We start from the raw sequence: 16434 nt of genomic DNA, 5'->3' as shown, positions 1-16434 counted from the left end.
TTATATCTTCATTTTCGCTGCAAACGCTTAGGAATCATCATCCCGGCCATCTGCCCTTTGCGCTTAATGTGTCCGTCGAGGCTGTAGCGAATGCCGTCCCAACAGTGCTCATAGCCGTCGGCCAACTTCGGCAACACCTCACCAGTGATTCGGTCCGTTTTGTATGACCACATGCGGGCCTCGCGTGCCACGTTCTTGCAGCGGGGATGGATAATGATTTCGTCGAACCCGCGAAGGTGTGCGATTCCGTCCTCAACGCTGCCCTGCCACTTCTCAGCAGCTGAGATGTTGAAGCCCTGCCGCTTGAGATAGCTGATTGTTTCAGGTCGCGCAGAGTCGGCCTTGATGGGCCAGTCTCGCGCACCGGGAATCGTGTCGTATAGCTCCGGCATGTGGTCGAGTTCTGTGTGCTGTCCGTATGCCTCGTATTCGATGTACAGCCTGTTGTGCAGAATGAACGAGCGCACCAGCGTGTTGGGGTCTTTGGCGAAACCGAAGTCAGCGCCGAAGAACAGGCGCTCAGCTTCTTTCCAGAGATTTTCCGAAAACTCAGCGATCCGGTATTTTCCGGCCAGCACCTGCTTATCGGAGTTTTCGAGGTAAGCACCTTCCCAAACCCATGCGTATGTTGCCGGGTCAAGACGGCGCTGATCATTCTGTCGCTCACCTTCAAGCACGTCCGGGAACCACGGGTTATCCGTGTAATTCATCTCAACGGTGATACAGTCGTCTCCAGCTTCTTTGCGGAAGCGCTTATCCGTGGCGCTACCATCGCGCTCCGGGTTCCACGTCACCCAAATCTCTGATCCCTCTTCACGAACGGTCGGACTCAGCTTCTGCCAGGCTATTTCACTGACTGATTCAGCCTCGTCCACCCAGCACAGCAGAATGCGCGCTTTCGACTTGATGCTGTCGAGGTTATGCCGCAGACCGCAGAACACGTAGTTAACGCTCTTGTCTATGGTGCGGATGTACTTCTCGCCGATATCAAAGTTGGAGGCCAGCCAGGGAACGGACAGGATCGCCTGCTTCACTTCCTGCATGCTCGACTCTTCCAGAGAGTTCATAAACTCACGCGCGCAGAGCACCACGCCACTTTCACCGTTCATCATCGACTGATACGCCTTCACGGCAGTCATCAGCGCGAATGTGCGCGTCTTGGCACTACCACGTCCACCGTGCGAGCATCGGTAACGCTTATTCACGGCAGTGAACAGTGGCGCAAGCTTAGCGGGGATCGGCAGTTGAACGGCGTTACTCATTCTTTCGGCTCAACGGGGAGTAGCTGGATGATGGTCGGCTGCGGTGTCATGGTTCCGTCCGGGCTGGTGTGCTCGACTTTCTGTTTGTTGCTATACGCATCCCCGCACTCTTTGGCTGCCTGCTCCATAAGGGAGGCCGCCAGCGCCATGTTTCGCATGCTCTCGGCTTTGGTCATCATTCGGTCGAGCGCGCGGAGACGATAGGCTTTGTTGGCGATCGGGATGTCGCTTAATTCGGTCTGGAAGCGCTTACGGGTTTCGTGGAATAGCTCAACCCATTTCTGCGCCAGCCCCCTGCCGTTTGCTTTCGTCGGGTCGTGAGATTCGACCTGCTGACGAGTGATGCTCAGGCCAAATTCTTTTTTGACCAGCTCAACCACTTGGGATGGAGTATCGAAGCAGGCAAGGGACTGAACAATGAAGGCTTTGACCTCACCTTTCAGTGTCGCCATTGATTACCTGCCTGTCATAATCAGTCATATTGTTAGGCCAGCTTTAGCATGCATGTACCGCATGACCTGGCTATATCGATGTGAGCCACTTCTGCTGGCGCATTGGCCGCATCAACAAGCTCCTGTACTTCTTTGCTGGCACCGTATCGACGTACGACACCAGTGAATTCTTCGACGTCGTGGCCGCGCAGTGTAAGCACTGGCTGCCCGGTCTCTTTGTTGAACTTAGGCGCGCCGAAATCGTCGGTGGCCTGGGCGATGTGGTAAAGCTCATGCTCTACCAGCGCGCAGAATTCGAGGTCACTGCATTGTGAGCAGTAATCGGCGGCAAGCGTGATGATGAACTTCGGGATGCGCCCGAACCATTCATACATCTGCTGTTCCATTCTGGCTTTCTGCCATCCACCGGCGCGGAGCATTACCTGTTCAGCCTGGCCAAGGACTAAGCGCCCTTTCTTTGCGAACGATTCAGAAGCCCACATGAAGCAGATATCAGCATCAATCAGGTGTTTGTGGTCAGGGTTATGGATTCTTCCGGTATCGCTGAGGATTTGGCGACTTATCCACTCATGCACTTCGTTTGCAGGAATCAGCCTGGTGAATGGCTGCCAGTTGTCGGAGTCGATGAAGTTAACTGGCGGGTATGGCCTGCGCTCGTCATCGTTTTGCATTTCCACTCCGTTGCGCCAAAGATTGGGCGGATGTATCGTTGTAAAAAAAATGTGAATCACCGACAAGCAACGAGGCTTACATGGGAACATCATTCTGGTTAACAGTTGGAACCAGCGCACTGATCGGTGCGTGTTTAACAGGACTTTGGAATATCGTAAAAGATATTCTTTCACGCAGAGCTGAGGCCAAAGCTCTTGAGAACGGTTTAATCGCTGAAGTTAAAACACTTTCCCATCTGTTACAGGTTCGGCGATATAAAAAGACGCTGGAAGATTCGCTACAAGAAATGATTGCTAACAATCAGGATACTGTTGAGTTTAGCGTTTTTATCCATGACAATTTCAATCCTGTTTACAGAGCTAACGTTCAAAAAATCGGCATGCTAGACAATGGGTTAGTAGAGCATATTGTCAAATATCATGCTTACCTGTTTGCCTTGGTATGTGACTTACATGAGAAGTCTATTTTGGCAAAGGATGGTTATACTCAAGATGCATTAAAAGAGATGGTGCAAATTTTAAATGATGCAGAGGCTATCTCAGATAAGATTGCAAATTATAAATAGTTTTTTTAACCACTCGTCACTTCTGCTACTCCGGACAGGTACGCTATTCTGATCTCCTCCAGTCCAGCCCAGTCCGGTTTGCTCATTCGTTACTCCGTCGTTTGTTCTGCTGGCTGTTCTGGTTGATCTGCCGGTACTGGCGTGAACTCCACGCGCTTTACATCAGCAGGAGCGAAATACAGCCACTGTCCCGTCTCGGTCGTCAGCGGCACAAAGCCATTAACCAGCTCAGGCTGACGTCGTGACATCTTGCCCGTGAAGGTTTCGCCTGTTTGGGTGGTTAGCGTGATTTGGTAGATGTCTGACATTTAGAGCCTCTTTATCCGCTTAAGGTAGATTTCAGGACTACTTAAATCAAATAAGCCACATAGTCGTGGCTTATTTTGTTTTTCTCATTCGTTATAATCCAATAAACTTTGCACTCTTAACATCTTTTTTTAGTGCTAAAGCCACTTCATGCGGAACAATTACTGTAGTCTCAATGAAAGTGCAATCTACAAAAGTGCAGTTTAAAAATGTCAATACTCCGCTCAGTTCAACTGCATTTTTCCCCTCAGGAAGTTTGATAAACTCACCGCAGTAACTAAAGTTTGACTGTGTTAATGTTCCTCCACCTATCAAAATAGCCATAGGCCCAATCAATTTACATCTTCTGAATGTTTTATTCTGATGATGTTCGTTCAATGGTAATCGCATTTCTTCAAGGTGAATTATAAGATCTGAAAATGAATCTCCTAAAGGATTTATGTCCGATTTTCGTTCCGTGAGACTCATGTAGTAACTTTCTTTCAAGGTTGAAAGTTTAGCCATTTTATAGAAATAGAGCATTGAGAAGAATAAAACACCACACAAAAGAAACACTAAACCATAGGCCAAATACCCAATTTTCTTGAAGTAAGGGTCCATCCATGCAAGAAGGCCTAAAACTCCAGTGCCCCCTAGAGAAATTATTAGAAACTGAAGTATTTGATAGATCTTCTCAGCGATAGAGTATGATGAATCAAACTCTTTCAATCCGCCTTTGACACGCTTAAACATAGCATAACCTCCATGATTTTCTCTCAATATCATTGAAGATCTATGCAAAGGTCAACTACATGTTTAAATTGATTTATTTATTTGCTTTATGTCGATTAATTTCTATTTTTCTAATGCTCGATTTATCCATATTGCACTGCCCCAGCGCCGTATAGAGCTGAGCGTTTAACTCCAGACTTGCCTGCCACGTGAACGGAACCACCGTTCCGGGGATCGGCGTGTCTGCGGTCAGGTCAGCGCTTATCGGCACCACTGGGGCTGGAACGTAAACTGTCTGCGTATTCCCGCAGGCTGTCAGCAGCGGAAGAAGGAACAAGCTGGTTAGCGCACGGATCACCTTCAAGCGCCTGCCTGATGTAGACAATGCGCGTCTCGCCCTTTCGAGCCAGTTCGTTCTTTGCATTCTGGGTAGCCTGAGAGATGTCACGAATGAGGTTCATCGTGGTGATCACGTTGTTGGTGATCGCTTCCGATGTGTCTGCCCGGACCGTCGCTTTATCGCGCTGGTCTTTGTAGGTAATGGCGTTGTCGCGGTAGTGGTTCACGAAGAACGCCAGCACGCCGATTAAGGCCACCACCAGCAGCTGCCGCCAGTAACGCTTTACCAGCGCGCCAATCACGACAGGAACAGAGCACGCTCCGCCTCACGCCGACGGGTCAGCCCGTTCAGGACTTTGCCACCAGCTTTATTCCAGCGCAGGAACTCATCGGCAGCGCCAGCGTAATCACCGGCGTTGAGTTTTCGCAGGAGGGTTGATGTCGACAAAGACCGGGCGCCGAGGTTATACGTGAACGACACCAGGGCATCGAATTGCCCCTGAGTCAGGCCAACTTTGACCAGGCGGGACACGTCACTTTCGTAGCTGACAAGTCCGGTTTTCAGTAGACGCTCAGCCGTTTCCTGCTTAATCGTCATCCCGGCGCGGATCGGTTTACCGTCGACAGGCTGAGTCCATCCGTATCCGATCGTCCACACTCCGACGCTGTCCTGGTACGCGGTGAGCTTGCAGCCTTCGAACTGCTTGATCAGGGCAATGCCTTTATCACTGGTTTGCATTCTTCATCCCCGTCAGGCGCTCCCAGAAGTACGTCAGTGCGACGGAGCCCATCGCCCCGCTGATACCAGACGTAACCAGGATCATGTAAAGACTCAGCCCACTTTCAACGCTGATCAGGCCACCAATGAGACCGGTAAATCCGGACACTGCGATTTGCGCCAGTGCGTTGATCCAGCTCCAGGTGGCTTTATTCTGCTTCACGTCAATAAGGTATCGGACCAAGCCGCCCCAGCATGACAGAGCAAGGACAATCAGCCATGATACTCCGGCAATGCTTTCTTTATCTTGCATACGTTTAGCCATATCACCTCCGAATAACGGGGTGCTGTTTGTGTAGTGGGGAAAGGCCGTCAGACACGATAGCTACGGGGCATCTGGAATTGATTGTCTGCGGCCTGAATAAAAAACCCGGCGACAGGCCGGGAATATGAGGGTGTGGCAATGTCGGCTCTTCGGCCTAAGGGTCCCAGGTAGTGGGTTCTGCGTGCGGCGTACCGCAAATAAAAAAAGCCCCGCACGATGGCGAGGCTCTTAATTCTTTGTCGACCTGCGAAGCTATGGCGACGATATCAGATTTACATGAAATATATGCGTTTCAGTTCGGTTTTGCAAGACTCACGTCTAAATTTGTCGCCTTTTGTTGTGAACGTGATCGCGTTACGGAGATAAGCGCGCCACTATCGAGTCGCTTAAAGCTGTTCCGCATCGCCAGCCAGTGATGCAGGTACGTTTCTGTCCAGGTGGATTTCGCCACGCCAGCCAGTTCTGCCAGTGCCTGGTATTCGTACGTCTCCCGCCCCGCCAGCTCCGCTTTGACGTCCTGCGCCGCCAGCCAGATAAGCTTCTTCAGGCGCTCCATCGTCTTGCCGGCCACTTTCTTCGTGCCAAGCTGTTCCCGGAACTCTGGCCATGCCCATTGGGTAATCGCCACCTGGTACTCGAAACGGATATTCTCGCTGTAGTTCCACAGTAGCCAAGCTTTCTGGTGGTCTTCCAGAGACAGGACAGCACGGCGCCAGGATGCGGTCACGAACTCAACCGGACCTACCAGTGCGATGGATGAGCCCTTGGCGCGGGACTGGCTGCCGCTCATCGGCGGGCCGTCAGGGTTAACCATGCGCTGCTTATCCTTGTCGAATACCTTTTTTCGCCCCCGGCTGCGCGCCGTCGCGGTGAATTGTGCGTTCTCGGCGAAAGCTACCAGTTGCCCTTTCGTCGCCCCGCTCAGATCTGCGGTCGCCACAATGAGCTGCTGACGTACGTATTCCAGTTGCTGACTGTTCATGCGGCTTCCTTCTGTGGCTGAGTGGTTTTGGTCTGGCTGTGCTTTGCTACTGGCGGCAGGCTGGCGCGCTTAACGCTTTCTGCCTGGTAACGGGCTATCTGGTCTCTGGTCATCGCATTGACCTCGGTCTGGTTACGCATACAGAAATCCGATAATGCTTGCCGGCATCAAAGACGAACCCCTTCGCGTAAGTGGAGAGACCATCAGATACCGTCTTTCTTGCCATTCGATCCGCTACCTGCTGCGCCTGTTTCTTGTTCATTCTGATTACATCGAAGTTGGCATCTGTCAGAGGACCACCTATGCCAAAAACTGGCTTTATCATGCTGCCTCCCGCTGCTTCAGTGCTTTGAGCTTGGCGCGGTACTCATCGCGGATCCGGATGAAGTCCTCCCGGCGGTAGTTGGTCATTTCGTGTGGACCGTTGAGCCAGTCGACGTAATCCTGCCCGTAACGAGCGATCAGCCCAGCTTCATATTGCTGCGCGACCGTCGCCTCTTTTGCGGTGTATTTGCCTGCGCCGCCATTACAGGATTTGCACTGCTTATGAGCGTTGCGCTCTTCAAAACGCAACTCAGGGTTAGCACCGACCGTCTTGAAGTGGCCGCAGTCCCACTGGCCGCCATGCAGATCAGGCGGGTTGGTCTCGCCGCAGCTGATACATGGCAAATCGGAGTCACGCGCCCGGATGTAGGCGTTGAATGCCTGCTGAGCCTGCGCTTTGTAATAACCGTTAGGTCTGAGTTCTGCCAATCTTGCTTTACGGCGCTGGCGGCCTGCCTTCTCTTCGGTGCGCTGGCGCTGCGCTTCCTTCTGCTGAGCGGCTTCGCGGGCTTTTGCGGTCTGTTCTTTGCCGATCGCGCTGGCGCACTCGAATGAGCAGACCACCTGCCCTTCGCGGACCGGGTGGAACCACTGGCGACAAGCTTTATGGGCGCACTTGCGGCGCGGTAACTTAGCCATGCGCCCTCCGTGCCGCGAGACGCAGCCATTTCTGATCCACCAGGCGGGCGGTGTAGCCCTTCAGTGTCGGGATGTCGGACGGTTTAAGCGCTGGCTTACGCTTGCGGCGCGCCGGAACGCGGAAGATTTCGTTGGTGATGACGCGGGAAAGTGGAGTAGACATCAGGCCTCCTGCTTATCGCGCAGCTGCTGGTACTCGCAACTTTGGGGAATGGTCAGGTGGCAGCCGATATTCATCGCCCAGGCTTCGACCTTGCACAGGAAGATGTACATTTCGCCCGTTTCCAGCTCTGACGTATGGCGTAGGGATTGGACGGTGGTGACCTCGCCAGACACGACGTCTACACGGTCCTTGCTTTCGTATCCGAGATAGGTGTGCTTCATCGCGTCTTTGACCCACTCAGGCGTAGCGAAGGTCTTGCCGCGGGCGATGAGATAGTCGCTGATTTCCGTGTACCACATGTGGCTGAGAGCGTTCTGCGACAGGCTGCGCTTCTCTCGCCATGGCTTAACCTGAAGGCGGAAACATTGCCCGGCATCCAGCAATGGCTGAATCTGCTGGCCGATGGCCGCGAAGTTACCGCGATGGAGTTTGATGCCGTCAACTGGCAGAGTCATGCGGCCTCCTTAACGGAAACCGCAGAATGCAGAAAATCGCAGGTGCATTTCTGCATCTGTGACAAGGTGAGGAGTTCAGATTGTGGTCGCATTTAAGTCCCCTTAAATGCGCAGAAGTCACTAACGGTTGTTCAGGCCGTCAGCACAGATAGTATGGACGGTTGATTCAACAAAATCAACGCGAGAAAAAGGCCTCCGAAGAGGCCGGCTTGTTAGTCGTCTATGTGCTTAAAACAGAGCGGACAACGATCATTCCCGCCATGCTCTTCATATGCAATTTGAACGGAATCTGTCATTTCCCTGGCGGTTTCGAATGGTGATTCACCGTTGCTTTTGTTAAATGCTCCCATCGCATATTTATAGATTTCAGGTTCTTCAATACCCTCGTCAACGTAAACACCCTCATGATGAGGACATGGTGTTAACGCCCCACGTTTGACCAGCACCATTATTGCCCAGTTTTCTTTCTCCATAGCCAAATCATCAACACTCATAACGCCCCCATTTGGTTTGTTCCGAGCTATGAATGTACCACCAAAAAAAGAATAACCAAAGTACTGATAATGTAAAAAATGTATATATATCAGCATATTACTGAACTAATACTCTACAGTGACTTCCCCTGCTGAGGCGCTGCTGGCAGTGGCATCCAGTGGGTTACGTTGTCGACAGGTTCGTCATCGTCATATTCGAGAGCCTGAAGATAGAAACCTTTCTTTTTGGAGTATGAAACCCCTGACATAACAATTTCATCTGTGAACACAATCATGTCATCACCTTCTTCAGGCATCCGCTCACTGCAAGCCACCCAACCGTCCGGAATCACCGGATAATTGCTGCTGGGCGACTCGGCGTTTTCGGCACCCTGAAGCATGGCGGCGCGTCCTTGCCACCCTTCCCACATTGCCGCCATCATCATAAACCAGACGTTTCCACAGCCAGCCTTTTTGTTATCAAAGAACCAGTCAGCAAACTCTCGGCTCATGCCGTTCTGCTCTGCTATTTCGTAACGATTATCCATTGCTTTTCTCCTGGTTGAGCATGGCGGCGCGGCGACTCCATGCCAGCCAGGCAGCCGTTTTCGCATCGCGGCCAGCAAGAGGGCAATCTGTATCGTTGTTCCAGGCATTGAATGCTGCCCGCTCATCAGGCACAGATACCGGCGTTGTCGGGGCGGTGTAAAGCGGCTCACATTCCCAGCCTTGCTTTTGCCAGGATGCCAGGACATTTTTTGAGCCTGTCAGAAGTCCGTGATTTTCGTAATAAAGCGATCGCCACGCCACCGGCTCCGCTTCGAGCGATGCCAGCGCCAACTTCATCGCTGCCAACGCCATAGCCGCGTCTTCGTTTACTGCGCCTGGCGTCGCATCGCGCTCTTCTTCAAGCTCCGCGATGGTCTTCAGTAGCCATTCTTTTAGGGTAGTGCTCATAGGTTAGCCCTCTACTTTGGCGGCATTTTTACGGTTTGAACGACACACCAGAGCCCAAAAATTCATTTCGCAAATCAGCGCCGCCGTTGTTTCTGCCCGGCGACGAAATCCCAATTTATTAGACTTACCAACAGAGCGTTTACGCTGACGCATTACTTTTCTCGTGTGCGCCGCTTGCACTTCTTTTTGCCGCTGCTTGGATGCATAAACACCCTTAGCTGGTATCTTACGAGCTTGTTTTTGATAAGCAGTTAACAGGTCATGTACTTCTGTAAATTTAGCCATACTCACTCTCCTTTACCGGCTGCGGCGGTTCGGTCTAAGCGCTCAATTTCGGCTAGGATTAGAGCGCCAGCTTTCACAAGGTCACGACGGCGGTTAGTTGGCTTCCACCACTCATCAGACCACGGCCATTGGCGCGGCGGCTCCCCGACGCATTCGAACAATTCAGATGACAGCGCGTAGCAACCTGCTGCATCTGCTAATTCGCCATGCTCGTACTTGTCATCATGCTCAGACGTCCAACCCTCAATAGCCCGCTGCCGCTGGCGCTCGGATATCACATCCAGAAGCGCGGGATTGAACGCGGTCACCTTTATCTCAGCAATCCGCTTGTCTTTGGCTTCCAGTTCGTCCAGCAGCGCCAGCGCTAACTTTCGCAGGTGGGCATTGCTACCGATCGCAGGGTTCGATAACTCTTCACGTAATGCGCGTTTGTCGATGTTGCTCATTGGCCGGCATCCTTGACTTCATCCCACTCGACCCATGCGTTGTCACCGTCAGCGTCAATTTCTCCCTTATGTCCGCATTTTGCGCACACAACCTCATCGCCAGCCCATAACGCTTCAGGCGTCACTGACCACCCGGTGACTCGCGCCTTTTGATGCTGGCAGCTTGGGCACTTATCAAGCCATTCAACTTCTACAGTTGATGGACCGAAACCATGCTTAGATCGAATGCTCATGACTGCACTCCTTTGCGAAGCTGGGCGGCGAACACCTGTAGTTCGTTAATCTGGCTACGAATAGACATGGCGTTAGCGCCGAACGCATGAGTATCGGGATGCATATCTGCCAACTGCTTAGTCTTGATACTTAACAGGTTATCGATAGCACTGGCCCGCACTTCAGCCAGGAAGGCGTCTGTGGCTGGGGTTTCGATATCCATATTCAGCGGATAGTCTGCGTCCAGTTCTTCGTGAATGAATTCAGCCAGACGCTGACGACTTTCCTTTAGCCCCGCATTCTCCGCAGCAATCTGAGCCAGCTTCATCTCCAGATTATCGATTGTGATATCAGTCTGGCGGCCGTAGCGCTCTGACTCTATGAGGCGCTGCTCGAGCTGTTCGTATGTTGGTTTCATGCGGATGCACCTTCAAATTGATAAGAAATTTTAATCCCGAGCTTTTTAGCCATGGCATGTTCAGCGACAGCACCTTCAGACTCTTTCCATCCGTGCAGCATGTGAATTGCGTCAGCGCAGCGCAGCATTACCAGGCAGATGTCCATGTATTCACGTTGAGATAATCCATCAGGAAGAGCGGCCGGATTTAGTGCAACATGACCACCCGATAACATCTGTTGAGCGACTGCGTTAAACATCGGGCGGTTAAAGTTTTCGTAACCCGTCATTGGTCCTGCGATATAAATTTTCATACTCCTGCCCTCCCCCAAACCATCAATACCCGCTTCATCGCCGGACTGTTCCGGCACTCCTGGCAGATCAAGTTCACCGACTCAGCACGGCGGCCTGATTTCTTTTTTGCCTGCGACAGCGAATAAACACGGTGACCTTTCGGACCTTCAAACTTCAGTTCACCTGTGTTGACCATCACCGATATAACGCTGGATATGCTCCGGTAAGTGGCTCCCATGGCATCTGCGATTTGTGTAGCACCCAGCTTGCTGCCATCGCTCAGTACGGCAACGATCCGCGCCGGGTAGCTGCTATCGCTTACTCTTCTCGCTTTTGCACTGCTGAATGCGCCTTTCATCGCCCGGTTCTTCAGATGATGAGCACCCTCGCCTTTACGCCACTCCTGATACTTCGCCTCACTGGTGAAGTAGCCGAAGCCAGCCATGCTGAAAATAAGACCCAGTCCGCGCAGTGCAGATATTTCCCGATCAAGGCCTTTGCCACTGATGCCAATCACCTCAATGAGGTCAGCGCGCTTAACAGGCTGGTTGGCCTCCACGTAATCAACGATGCGTTGTTTTAAGCTGTCCATCATGCTGCCCCCTTAGAGCGGTATGAATCCCATGTGAATGACAGAGTGCACCCGCCGCCGTCGCTCATGCGGTCAAGAACGCGCTCGCCGATGAACGCAGCCAGCTCTTCCCTGGTCTGGTTGCTGATCAGGATGGTTGGCTTCATCCGCTCATAACGGGTGTTGATGATTTCGAACATGATCAGCTTCTCGGCGTCGCTTCCGAACTGCACACCAACCTCGTCGATAATCAGCAGGTCAGGCTTTGTGAAGTAACGGATCACCTCATCCTCAGTACGGCTTGACCCCTTCGACCATGTCGACTTGTACTCACGGGCAATTTTCAGCGCGGTGGTGAACACAGCTGAGCTTTGGTGCTCGGTGATCGCATGCCGGGCGATAGCCAACGCGAGGTGGTTCTTACCGGTTCCTGGCTTGCCACACATCACCAGTCCGCCACCCTTCTGCAAACGTTCAGGCCAGCGGTTGGCGTATGCCTGGCAGACCTTTAGTGCGCGTTTCGCCTCTTCGTTCACCGGCTCATAATTCTCGAGAGAACAGGATTCGAACCTGGCCGGGATGCTCAGACCATCCATGAGGCGCTCGATGTTTCTTTTGCGGGCTGCTTCGTTGATGCTAATTCTTTCCGCCTGCAAGCGGCCTAGCTCCTCTTTTAGGCATTCAGGGCAGGAGCTTGGGCGTGGGGGAATCTTCACGACAGAGTTTAAAAAATGCCTTGTCCTGCATTCAAAGGGGCCATGCGTTTCGCAGTTCTCGGTGCTGATAGTTAGCTCGATATCTTCATGCTGAACTGGCGGCTTGCTCAGCTCAGTAATGCGTTTCTCAAGTTGATTGATTTTTTCATCCAGCGTCATGATCAGTCCCTCGCCCATGCAGGTATTTCTGTATGGCCGTAGTCTTTGCCAGCAAAGTTCTCAGATACGCGAGACGGAGTGCGCGAAGGCTGTTTAGAACCCTTCGGCTCAAATAAGCCCTGCCAGCCGTTTGCGATGCTCTGGTTGATGATTTCTTCAGGCTGATATCCGCTGCACTTGCAACGTTCGAGCAGGTTGATGGCCTGAGTTACCGTCTGCTGAGACTTGATCGGTTTCTTCAGGTCACGACGATAATCGACCCATGACTTCCAGACTGAAACCGACAGCCACTCAGGAAGCTCAACACAAGCCGGATCGAACGAAGCCGGCTTGGGGGATTTAGGGGGTTTATTAATATTGTCTTTATTGTCTTTTGTATGTTTGTCTTTTGTGTTTACCTTATTTGGGTAAGTGTCGTTACCTGATTCTGGTAAACATTCCTTACCTGATTCAGGTAAATTTACCTCTTTCAGGTAACGTTTATTTTCATTACCGGTTTTGGGTAATTTCACCCATTCACTAACCGTTTTGTTAATGCCGACAGAACGCCCGATTTGGGTAAATACTCCACGCTTCACTAACGAGCTTTTAGCAGCAGAGCATTTGTGCGGAAGAATGCCGGTAAGGGCAGATAACTGATCGTTACTAACCCAGTCAGCTTTTTTGTTGAAACCGTATGTTTTACGCATTACAGCCATGAAGACCAGCAGCTGATGCTGAGACAATCCTGCCAGCATGACAGCCTCCAGAAGTTCATTGGCAATACGCGTATAGCCATCATCAAGATCTGCCACGCGCGGCTCCACGACCTGCAAATCAGGCCTGATTGGTGAGATATTGTTAATTGCTAAGTTCATCAGCAGCCTCCCCGCCTTTCTTGAGGATAATTTCGACACAAAGCAGAATGCAGTTATCGCAGATAGCAACGCCTGGACCGGCAACCATGGTTTTCACGTCGCTATCAATATTGCTTCTGTCGCAGAAAGAGCTTTTATGAGTTGCGTGCTGATTTGCCTTTTCGTTTATTGCTGGCATACTTACTCCCGTTACTTGGCGTAACACAGTGTCTTGAAAGCCGTTGCTGCTACCAACAGCGCGGCTTTCGCCTTTTCAGAGCAGACCTGGCTGCTGCTGCACACGCTTAACGCGCTTCTTTTCGAACTTGTCTGACGGAATCTGCTGCTTCTCCGCCCAGAGTTTTGCGTGTCGTAACACGTCATCGAAAATCCTCCCCTTACGACTGGCTTGTGACATACGCTTGTACATATCGACGGCCTGAAATGCCCCCCCTTGAGCCACCGCTACGGTGAATCCCTGTTTAATCAGTTCATCGCGTACATGCTTCTCGATAAATTCGATGTGGTTCATGGTGTTCTCCGGTTACATGACGCCGAGCATCGACGTGACCATCGTCATTAGCGGTCCTACCTGCTCCGGCATCAGGCGGAACAGCGACGCTATACCCTCGCTTACCTCTTTCAGCTTCTGATGCTCTGGAGCGTCCAGCAGCACGGCCTGTTTAGCTTCAGCACACTCTTTCATCGCAGAGGCGAGCAGCGACATCGTGTCGTTTTGTGGTGCCAGGCGGTTGCGGTACTCCAACGGCAACACGGCCAGGATTGCCGGAGCCAGCTGTCGAATGTTATTGGCGGCGTACTCGGTGTCACCATCGATCCAGCGAAACACTTTCTGCATCTGGCGATGCGAGTCAGTCGGGATATCCAGACCGTTGCCGCCGGTTGCCCGCCACTCTTCAACAATCAGCGCAGCGACAAATTCACGGCTGTGGCAATCAGCTGCCCAGGCGCGAACAGCTGCGCGGATCCCATCGATGTTTAACGCCGTGGAATCAGGTTCCCGGCGATTCTGGTAAATCATCGCCGTTGGCGAAAATTTGTTACCTTGTTGATACGCAAGTGAATGCATTGCTTTCCCTTTCGTGATTAGGGCCGCCGGTCAGGCGGCATTGCTTTTGGGGGGAACAAGGCATCAAGAGATGTGTTGCTCCCTAGCTTGTTCATCGCCTCAACCAGGCGGCGGCACGACTCCAGGTCTGGTGCTCGTATGCCAGCTTCATAGTTAGCAAGGCGGGACTGGTTCCAGCCGCATGAGCCCGCTAACTCTGATTGAGTGATGCCAAGCTTCTTACGTTCGTTGGCGATATTGTTCATGCTGATCCTTTCAATAATGGTCACTCAGCATCATTAAACACAATTCGTGATTAATAATCAACACAAATCGTGAAATGCATTCCAACACGCTACGTGATAAAAATATGCGTATGAAAAAAAATGAATCTATAGCCAGCAGAATTAAGCGCATCCGTGAGTCAAAAGGCCTATCTCAGAGGGCTTTAGCTGATCTTTGTGGGTGGGCTTCGCAATCACGCATAGGAAACTATGAGGCTGGCACACGTAGTGTGAGCGTTGATGATGCAGAGGTTATTGCCAAGGCTTTGGGTATCTCCGCCCCTGAGCTATTATTTGGTGATGACTTTGTTGGCCATTACAAACCAGGAGCAAAGTATCCTTTGATTAGCTGGGTAAGCGCAGGGGCGTGGTGTGAGGCTAATGAGCCATATACTCTGAAAGACATAGAGGAATGGTATGAATCTGATGCTCATATTGAGGGGACGGCTTTCTGGTTACGTGTTCAGGGAGACTCAATGACATCACCCGTTGGACTAAGCATCCCTGAAGGCATGATGGTTCTTGTCGATACCGGGAAAGAACCAGTAAACGGAAGCCTGGTAATAGCTAAACTTACCGACGCTAATGAGGCGACATTCAAAAAGTTGGTTATCGACGGTGGTAATAGATACCTCAAAGGCCTCAATCCGCAGTATCCCCTGATCCCAGTGAATGGTAACTGCAGAATTATTGGTGTTGCCATTCAAACTATGATGAAGCTTTGAAGACCAATTAGGACGGAACCAGGAATGAAAAAAATAATTTTGGCTTTGGTAGTTTCAGCGCTGTTATCTGGATGTGTTATGAAGAGCACAGCCCATGCTGGAAAAGACTTTGATGAAACTAAGATTTCGCAAATCGTTAGTAAGCAGACTACAGAAGCTGACCTTCTCCGCCTGATGGGTGAACCAGTGAAAAAGGAGATCGTTAGCGACAATGAAGTTAAGTGGGTCTACGAATACGTAACTTCTAATGCAGCCGTAAGAATGTTCTCCACTAAGCCAAATGTCGATGTTACGAAAAAGGTTCTTGAAGTATTGATCCGCGATGGCGTTGTTGTTAATCACGCGTATACAAATCCAGGTACAACTACATACAAGTAACCCCTCCAGAACCATCATCATGATTGAAGCCCACTTAGGTGGGCTTTTTTTATGCCCGCCGAAAAAATAAATTTCTATAAAATTCAACAACAACACGATATGTGTTCATTTATAATCACAATTCGTGTTGACTGCATAAACACATTCTGTGATTATCAATCCATCGAAACGAAACATCGACAGCTGAGCGAAGTTAGCCAGCGGCGGACAGCAAGTCGCCTGCTTTTTAACAACATGCAAAGTCGGAACAGCACTCAGTAATCCTGTTTAGACCCCAACGTACAAATTCGGCGTAGCACCGGGCGCGATCCGGTCGGTGTGAGGCTACCCCCTCGCGAGAGCGATAAAGGCGTGGGAACGGGAAAAACGGATGGGATGAGAAGTGCGAAGCGCAAACAGATTTATTCCAGTCCATTCGAAGCTGAGTGGGCTGGGCTGAATTAGAGCATTTCTCCCGCATCAGCGGGTAACGACAGAGGGTAAGACAATGAAGTTTGGCAAAACAAAATGTAATCCATCAACCGACAACGGTGAGGCAAACAGCGTGACTATTGGCAATATCACAATCAGTCAGTTCGGCGAAGGCGGTGTATGGCTTGAGGATGGTGATATAGACGCTGGTTCATTTGATGAAGCCTTGTTCGCAGAGCACATCAAAAAGTTTTACGACGAAAATCTGTGAGTAGATAAGCCGCCTAACAAGCGGCTTTTTTCATAC

General features: G+C 51.2%; 33 protein-coding genes. 4 read left to right on the top strand and 29 right to left on the bottom strand.

Going from position 1 to position 16434, the window contains the following annotated elements; translation table 11 throughout:
* Positions 1–8 precede the first annotated feature (8 nt).
* The 3 genes from AM410_RS15725 to AM410_RS15715 are packed head-to-tail and all read right to left on the bottom strand — an operon-like array spanning position 9 to position 2385.
* Positions 9–1262, bottom strand: a complete 1254-nt coding sequence (locus tag AM410_RS15725; protein ID WP_108648092.1) for a PBSX family phage terminase large subunit — start codon at positions 1260–1262, stop codon at positions 9–11.
* A complete protein-coding gene (locus AM410_RS15720; protein ID WP_108648091.1) occupies positions 1259–1714 on the bottom strand; it encodes a DUF2280 domain-containing protein in 456 nt (151 codons plus the stop codon). Before AM410_RS15720 ends, AM410_RS15725 begins: the two co-directional genes overlap by 4 nt.
* Before the next feature lie 32 nt (positions 1715–1746).
* The gene (locus tag AM410_RS15715; RefSeq protein ID WP_108648089.1) at positions 1747–2385 is read right to left on the bottom strand and encodes a putative metallopeptidase; all 639 of its coding nucleotides are present in this window, start codon (positions 2383–2385) and stop codon (positions 1747–1749) included.
* An 80-nt stretch (positions 2386–2465) separates the two neighbouring features.
* Between AM410_RS15715 and AM410_RS15710 the strand changes: the two genes are divergently transcribed.
* Positions 2466–2951 carry a hypothetical protein gene (locus AM410_RS15710; protein WP_108648088.1) on the top strand — a complete coding sequence of 162 codons (486 nt, stop codon included), beginning with the start codon at positions 2466–2468 and terminating at the stop codon, positions 2949–2951.
* 89 nt (positions 2952–3040) lie between these two features.
* Here the strand turns inward: AM410_RS15710 and AM410_RS15705 are convergent, their stop codons facing one another.
* The 26 genes from AM410_RS15705 to AM410_RS15575 all read right to left on the bottom strand — a co-directional run bounded on the left by AM410_RS15705 (position 3041) and on the right by AM410_RS15575 (position 14595).
* Positions 3041–3259 (bottom strand): hypothetical protein, encoded by a 219-nt coding sequence (locus AM410_RS15705; protein WP_108648086.1) that lies wholly within the window; start codon positions 3257–3259, stop codon positions 3041–3043.
* A 91-nt stretch (positions 3260–3350) separates the two neighbouring features.
* On the bottom strand, positions 3351–3989 hold the full coding sequence (locus tag AM410_RS15700; protein WP_108648084.1) for a hypothetical protein: 639 nt from the start codon (positions 3987–3989) through the stop codon (positions 3351–3353).
* A gap of 73 nt (positions 3990–4062) precedes the next feature.
* A complete protein-coding gene (gene lysC / locus AM410_RS24360) occupies positions 4063–4239 on the bottom strand; it encodes an Rz1-like lysis system protein LysC (RefSeq protein WP_442876283.1) in 177 nt (58 codons plus the stop codon).
* The gene (locus tag AM410_RS15690) at positions 4223–4609 is read right to left on the bottom strand and encodes a DUF2570 domain-containing protein (protein WP_108648081.1); all 387 of its coding nucleotides are present in this window, start codon (positions 4607–4609) and stop codon (positions 4223–4225) included. The genes lysC and AM410_RS15690 overlap by 17 nt, the downstream gene beginning before the upstream one ends.
* Complete coding sequence (locus AM410_RS15685) at positions 4606–5046, bottom strand: lysozyme (protein WP_023311422.1); 441 nt, start codon at positions 5044–5046, stop codon at positions 4606–4608. The genes AM410_RS15690 and AM410_RS15685 overlap by 4 nt, the downstream gene beginning before the upstream one ends.
* Complete coding sequence (locus AM410_RS15680; RefSeq protein ID WP_122008274.1) at positions 5033–5338, bottom strand: phage holin family protein; 306 nt, start codon at positions 5336–5338, stop codon at positions 5033–5035. Before AM410_RS15680 ends, AM410_RS15685 begins: the two co-directional genes overlap by 14 nt.
* 304 nt (positions 5339–5642) lie before the next feature.
* Positions 5643–6332: a bacteriophage antitermination protein Q gene (locus AM410_RS15675; protein ID WP_108648079.1), complete on the bottom strand. Its 690-nt coding sequence runs from the start codon at positions 6330–6332 to the stop codon at positions 5643–5645.
* Positions 6329–6445 (bottom strand): hypothetical protein, encoded by a 117-nt coding sequence (locus AM410_RS15670; protein ID WP_108648077.1) that lies wholly within the window; start codon positions 6443–6445, stop codon positions 6329–6331. The genes AM410_RS15675 and AM410_RS15670 overlap by 4 nt, the downstream gene beginning before the upstream one ends.
* 208 nt (positions 6446–6653) lie before the next feature.
* Entirely contained in the window at positions 6654–7295 is a 642-nt protein-coding gene (locus AM410_RS15660; RefSeq protein ID WP_108648074.1) for a recombination protein NinG, read from the bottom strand.
* Positions 7288–7458 (bottom strand): NinE family protein, encoded by a 171-nt coding sequence (locus AM410_RS15655; RefSeq protein WP_108648072.1) that lies wholly within the window; start codon positions 7456–7458, stop codon positions 7288–7290. The genes AM410_RS15660 and AM410_RS15655 overlap by 8 nt, the downstream gene beginning before the upstream one ends.
* Positions 7458–7913: a YbcN family protein gene (locus AM410_RS15650; protein ID WP_059453306.1), complete on the bottom strand. Its 456-nt coding sequence runs from the start codon at positions 7911–7913 to the stop codon at positions 7458–7460. The genes AM410_RS15655 and AM410_RS15650 overlap by 1 nt, the downstream gene beginning before the upstream one ends.
* A gap of 212 nt (positions 7914–8125) precedes the next feature.
* Positions 8126–8407, bottom strand: coding sequence for a hypothetical protein (locus AM410_RS15645; RefSeq protein WP_108648601.1), 282 nt, complete (start codon positions 8405–8407; stop codon positions 8126–8128).
* Positions 8408–8520: 113 nt separating this feature from the next.
* Positions 8521–8934: a DUF551 domain-containing protein gene (locus AM410_RS15640; RefSeq protein ID WP_236900071.1), complete on the bottom strand. Its 414-nt coding sequence runs from the start codon at positions 8932–8934 to the stop codon at positions 8521–8523.
* Complete coding sequence (locus AM410_RS15635; RefSeq protein WP_108648070.1) at positions 8927–9343, bottom strand: hypothetical protein; 417 nt, start codon at positions 9341–9343, stop codon at positions 8927–8929. Before AM410_RS15635 ends, AM410_RS15640 begins: the two co-directional genes overlap by 8 nt.
* Positions 9344–9346: 3 nt before the next feature.
* Positions 9347–9628, bottom strand: a complete 282-nt coding sequence (locus AM410_RS15630; RefSeq protein WP_058672867.1) for a hypothetical protein — start codon at positions 9626–9628, stop codon at positions 9347–9349.
* 2 nt (positions 9629–9630) lie between these two features.
* Positions 9631–10074, bottom strand: coding sequence for a hypothetical protein (locus AM410_RS15625; protein ID WP_108648068.1), 444 nt, complete (start codon positions 10072–10074; stop codon positions 9631–9633).
* Positions 10071–10307 (bottom strand): hypothetical protein, encoded by a 237-nt coding sequence (locus AM410_RS15620; RefSeq protein ID WP_108648067.1) that lies wholly within the window; start codon positions 10305–10307, stop codon positions 10071–10073. The genes AM410_RS15625 and AM410_RS15620 overlap by 4 nt, the downstream gene beginning before the upstream one ends.
* Complete coding sequence (locus AM410_RS23985; RefSeq protein ID WP_181012746.1) at positions 10304–10705, bottom strand: hypothetical protein; 402 nt, start codon at positions 10703–10705, stop codon at positions 10304–10306. The genes AM410_RS15620 and AM410_RS23985 overlap by 4 nt, the downstream gene beginning before the upstream one ends.
* A complete protein-coding gene (locus tag AM410_RS15610) occupies positions 10702–10998 on the bottom strand; it encodes a DUF4406 domain-containing protein (protein WP_108648065.1) in 297 nt (98 codons plus the stop codon). Before AM410_RS15610 ends, AM410_RS23985 begins: the two co-directional genes overlap by 4 nt.
* A complete protein-coding gene (locus AM410_RS15605; RefSeq protein ID WP_236900070.1) occupies positions 10995–11573 on the bottom strand; it encodes an ArsR family transcriptional regulator in 579 nt (192 codons plus the stop codon). Before AM410_RS15605 ends, AM410_RS15610 begins: the two co-directional genes overlap by 4 nt.
* Positions 11570–12442, bottom strand: a complete 873-nt coding sequence (locus AM410_RS15600) for an ATP-binding protein (RefSeq protein WP_108648064.1) — start codon at positions 12440–12442, stop codon at positions 11570–11572. The genes AM410_RS15605 and AM410_RS15600 overlap by 4 nt, the downstream gene beginning before the upstream one ends.
* Complete coding sequence (locus tag AM410_RS15595; RefSeq protein ID WP_108648062.1) at positions 12427–13281, bottom strand: replication protein; 855 nt, start codon at positions 13279–13281, stop codon at positions 12427–12429. Before AM410_RS15595 ends, AM410_RS15600 begins: the two co-directional genes overlap by 16 nt.
* Positions 13265–13459, bottom strand: coding sequence for a ClpX C4-type zinc finger protein (locus AM410_RS15590; protein WP_108648060.1), 195 nt, complete (start codon positions 13457–13459; stop codon positions 13265–13267). The genes AM410_RS15595 and AM410_RS15590 overlap by 17 nt, the downstream gene beginning before the upstream one ends.
* A gap of 75 nt (positions 13460–13534) precedes the next feature.
* Positions 13535–13792: a hypothetical protein gene (locus tag AM410_RS15585; RefSeq protein ID WP_108648058.1), complete on the bottom strand. Its 258-nt coding sequence runs from the start codon at positions 13790–13792 to the stop codon at positions 13535–13537.
* A gap of 12 nt (positions 13793–13804) precedes the next feature.
* Positions 13805–14350, bottom strand: coding sequence for a toxin YdaT family protein (locus AM410_RS15580; protein ID WP_108648057.1), 546 nt, complete (start codon positions 14348–14350; stop codon positions 13805–13807).
* 17 nt (positions 14351–14367) lie between these two features.
* Complete coding sequence (locus tag AM410_RS15575; RefSeq protein WP_108648055.1) at positions 14368–14595, bottom strand: helix-turn-helix domain-containing protein; 228 nt, start codon at positions 14593–14595, stop codon at positions 14368–14370.
* Positions 14596–14699: 104 nt separating this feature from the next.
* Here AM410_RS15575 and AM410_RS15570 point away from each other — a divergent pair, with 104 nt between their 5' ends.
* From AM410_RS15570 to AM410_RS15560, 3 genes are all read left to right on the top strand, one after another.
* Positions 14700–15338: a LexA family protein gene (locus tag AM410_RS15570; RefSeq protein WP_108648598.1), complete on the top strand. Its 639-nt coding sequence runs from the start codon at positions 14700–14702 to the stop codon at positions 15336–15338.
* Between the two features lie 24 nt (positions 15339–15362).
* Positions 15363–15716 carry a hypothetical protein gene (locus tag AM410_RS15565; protein WP_108648053.1) on the top strand — a complete coding sequence of 118 codons (354 nt, stop codon included), beginning with the start codon at positions 15363–15365 and terminating at the stop codon, positions 15714–15716.
* Positions 15717–16203: 487 nt separating this feature from the next.
* Positions 16204–16398 carry a hypothetical protein gene (locus AM410_RS15560; RefSeq protein ID WP_108648052.1) on the top strand — a complete coding sequence of 65 codons (195 nt, stop codon included), beginning with the start codon at positions 16204–16206 and terminating at the stop codon, positions 16396–16398.
* Positions 16399–16434 lie beyond the last annotated feature (36 nt).

It is taken from the genome of Enterobacter cloacae complex sp. FDA-CDC-AR_0164, from assembly GCF_003071645.1.
Lineage (GTDB): Bacteria > Pseudomonadota > Gammaproteobacteria > Enterobacterales > Enterobacteriaceae > Enterobacter > Enterobacter ludwigii.
The sequence above is the reverse complement of the archived record's forward strand: the minus strand, read 5'-3'. Positions and strand labels throughout refer to the sequence as shown.

What these genes read in the sequence shown, in the direction of transcription:
- AM410_RS15680 (WP_122008274.1), bottom strand. Translation starts at nt 5,338, where the DNA reads ATGCAAGATAAAGAAAGCATTGCCGGAGTATCATGGCTGATTGTCCTT.
- AM410_RS15645 (WP_108648601.1), bottom strand. Translation starts at nt 8,407, where the DNA reads ATGAGTGTTGATGATTTGGCTATGGAGAAAGAAAACTGGGCAATAATG.
- AM410_RS15585 (WP_108648058.1), bottom strand. Translation starts at nt 13,792, where the DNA reads ATGAACCACATCGAATTTATCGAGAAGCATGTACGCGATGAACTGATT.
- AM410_RS15670 (WP_108648077.1), bottom strand. Translation starts at nt 6,445, where the DNA reads ATGACCAGAGACCAGATAGCCCGTTACCAGGCAGAAAGCGTTAAGCGC.
- AM410_RS15590 (WP_108648060.1), bottom strand. Translation starts at nt 13,459, where the DNA reads ATGCCAGCAATAAACGAAAAGGCAAATCAGCACGCAACTCATAAAAGC.
- AM410_RS15650 (WP_059453306.1), bottom strand. Translation starts at nt 7,913, where the DNA reads ATGACTCTGCCAGTTGACGGCATCAAACTCCATCGCGGTAACTTCGCG.
- AM410_RS15640 (WP_236900071.1), bottom strand. Translation starts at nt 8,934, where the DNA reads ATGGATAATCGTTACGAAATAGCAGAGCAGAACGGCATGAGCCGAGAG.
- AM410_RS23985 (WP_181012746.1), bottom strand. Translation starts at nt 10,705, where the DNA reads ATGAAACCAACATACGAACAGCTCGAGCAGCGCCTCATAGAGTCAGAG.
- AM410_RS15565 (WP_108648053.1), top strand. Translation starts at nt 15,363, where the DNA reads ATGAAAAAAATAATTTTGGCTTTGGTAGTTTCAGCGCTGTTATCTGGA.
- AM410_RS15705 (WP_108648086.1), bottom strand. Translation starts at nt 3,259, where the DNA reads ATGTCAGACATCTACCAAATCACGCTAACCACCCAAACAGGCGAAACC.
- AM410_RS15660 (WP_108648074.1), bottom strand. Translation starts at nt 7,295, where the DNA reads ATGGCTAAGTTACCGCGCCGCAAGTGCGCCCATAAAGCTTGTCGCCAG.
- AM410_RS15625 (WP_108648068.1), bottom strand. Translation starts at nt 10,074, where the DNA reads ATGAGCAACATCGACAAACGCGCATTACGTGAAGAGTTATCGAACCCT.
- AM410_RS15595 (WP_108648062.1), bottom strand. Translation starts at nt 13,281, where the DNA reads ATGAACTTAGCAATTAACAATATCTCACCAATCAGGCCTGATTTGCAG.
- AM410_RS15580 (WP_108648057.1), bottom strand. Translation starts at nt 14,350, where the DNA reads ATGCATTCACTTGCGTATCAACAAGGTAACAAATTTTCGCCAACGGCG.
- AM410_RS15685 (WP_023311422.1), bottom strand. Translation starts at nt 5,046, where the DNA reads ATGCAAACCAGTGATAAAGGCATTGCCCTGATCAAGCAGTTCGAAGGC.
- AM410_RS15600 (WP_108648064.1), bottom strand. Translation starts at nt 12,442, where the DNA reads ATGGGCGAGGGACTGATCATGACGCTGGATGAAAAAATCAATCAACTT.
- AM410_RS15675 (WP_108648079.1), bottom strand. Translation starts at nt 6,332, where the DNA reads ATGAACAGTCAGCAACTGGAATACGTACGTCAGCAGCTCATTGTGGCG.
- AM410_RS15630 (WP_058672867.1), bottom strand. Translation starts at nt 9,628, where the DNA reads ATGGCTAAATTTACAGAAGTACATGACCTGTTAACTGCTTATCAAAAA.
- AM410_RS15635 (WP_108648070.1), bottom strand. Translation starts at nt 9,343, where the DNA reads ATGAGCACTACCCTAAAAGAATGGCTACTGAAGACCATCGCGGAGCTT.
- AM410_RS15700 (WP_108648084.1), bottom strand. Translation starts at nt 3,989, where the DNA reads ATGTTTAAGCGTGTCAAAGGCGGATTGAAAGAGTTTGATTCATCATAC.
- AM410_RS15655 (WP_108648072.1), bottom strand. Translation starts at nt 7,458, where the DNA reads ATGTCTACTCCACTTTCCCGCGTCATCACCAACGAAATCTTCCGCGTT.
- AM410_RS15560 (WP_108648052.1), top strand. Translation starts at nt 16,204, where the DNA reads ATGAAGTTTGGCAAAACAAAATGTAATCCATCAACCGACAACGGTGAG.
- AM410_RS15605 (WP_236900070.1), bottom strand. Translation starts at nt 11,573, where the DNA reads ATGATGGACAGCTTAAAACAACGCATCGTTGATTACGTGGAGGCCAAC.
- AM410_RS15720 (WP_108648091.1), bottom strand. Translation starts at nt 1,714, where the DNA reads ATGGCGACACTGAAAGGTGAGGTCAAAGCCTTCATTGTTCAGTCCCTT.
- AM410_RS15620 (WP_108648067.1), bottom strand. Translation starts at nt 10,307, where the DNA reads ATGAGCATTCGATCTAAGCATGGTTTCGGTCCATCAACTGTAGAAGTT.
- AM410_RS15715 (WP_108648089.1), bottom strand. Translation starts at nt 2,385, where the DNA reads ATGCAAAACGATGACGAGCGCAGGCCATACCCGCCAGTTAACTTCATC.
- AM410_RS15575 (WP_108648055.1), bottom strand. Translation starts at nt 14,595, where the DNA reads ATGAACAATATCGCCAACGAACGTAAGAAGCTTGGCATCACTCAATCA.
- AM410_RS15710 (WP_108648088.1), top strand. Translation starts at nt 2,466, where the DNA reads ATGGGAACATCATTCTGGTTAACAGTTGGAACCAGCGCACTGATCGGT.
- AM410_RS15725 (WP_108648092.1), bottom strand. Translation starts at nt 1,262, where the DNA reads ATGAGTAACGCCGTTCAACTGCCGATCCCCGCTAAGCTTGCGCCACTG.
- AM410_RS15570 (WP_108648598.1), top strand. Translation starts at nt 14,700, where the DNA reads ATGCGTATGAAAAAAAATGAATCTATAGCCAGCAGAATTAAGCGCATC.
- AM410_RS15610 (WP_108648065.1), bottom strand. Translation starts at nt 10,998, where the DNA reads ATGAAAATTTATATCGCAGGACCAATGACGGGTTACGAAAACTTTAAC.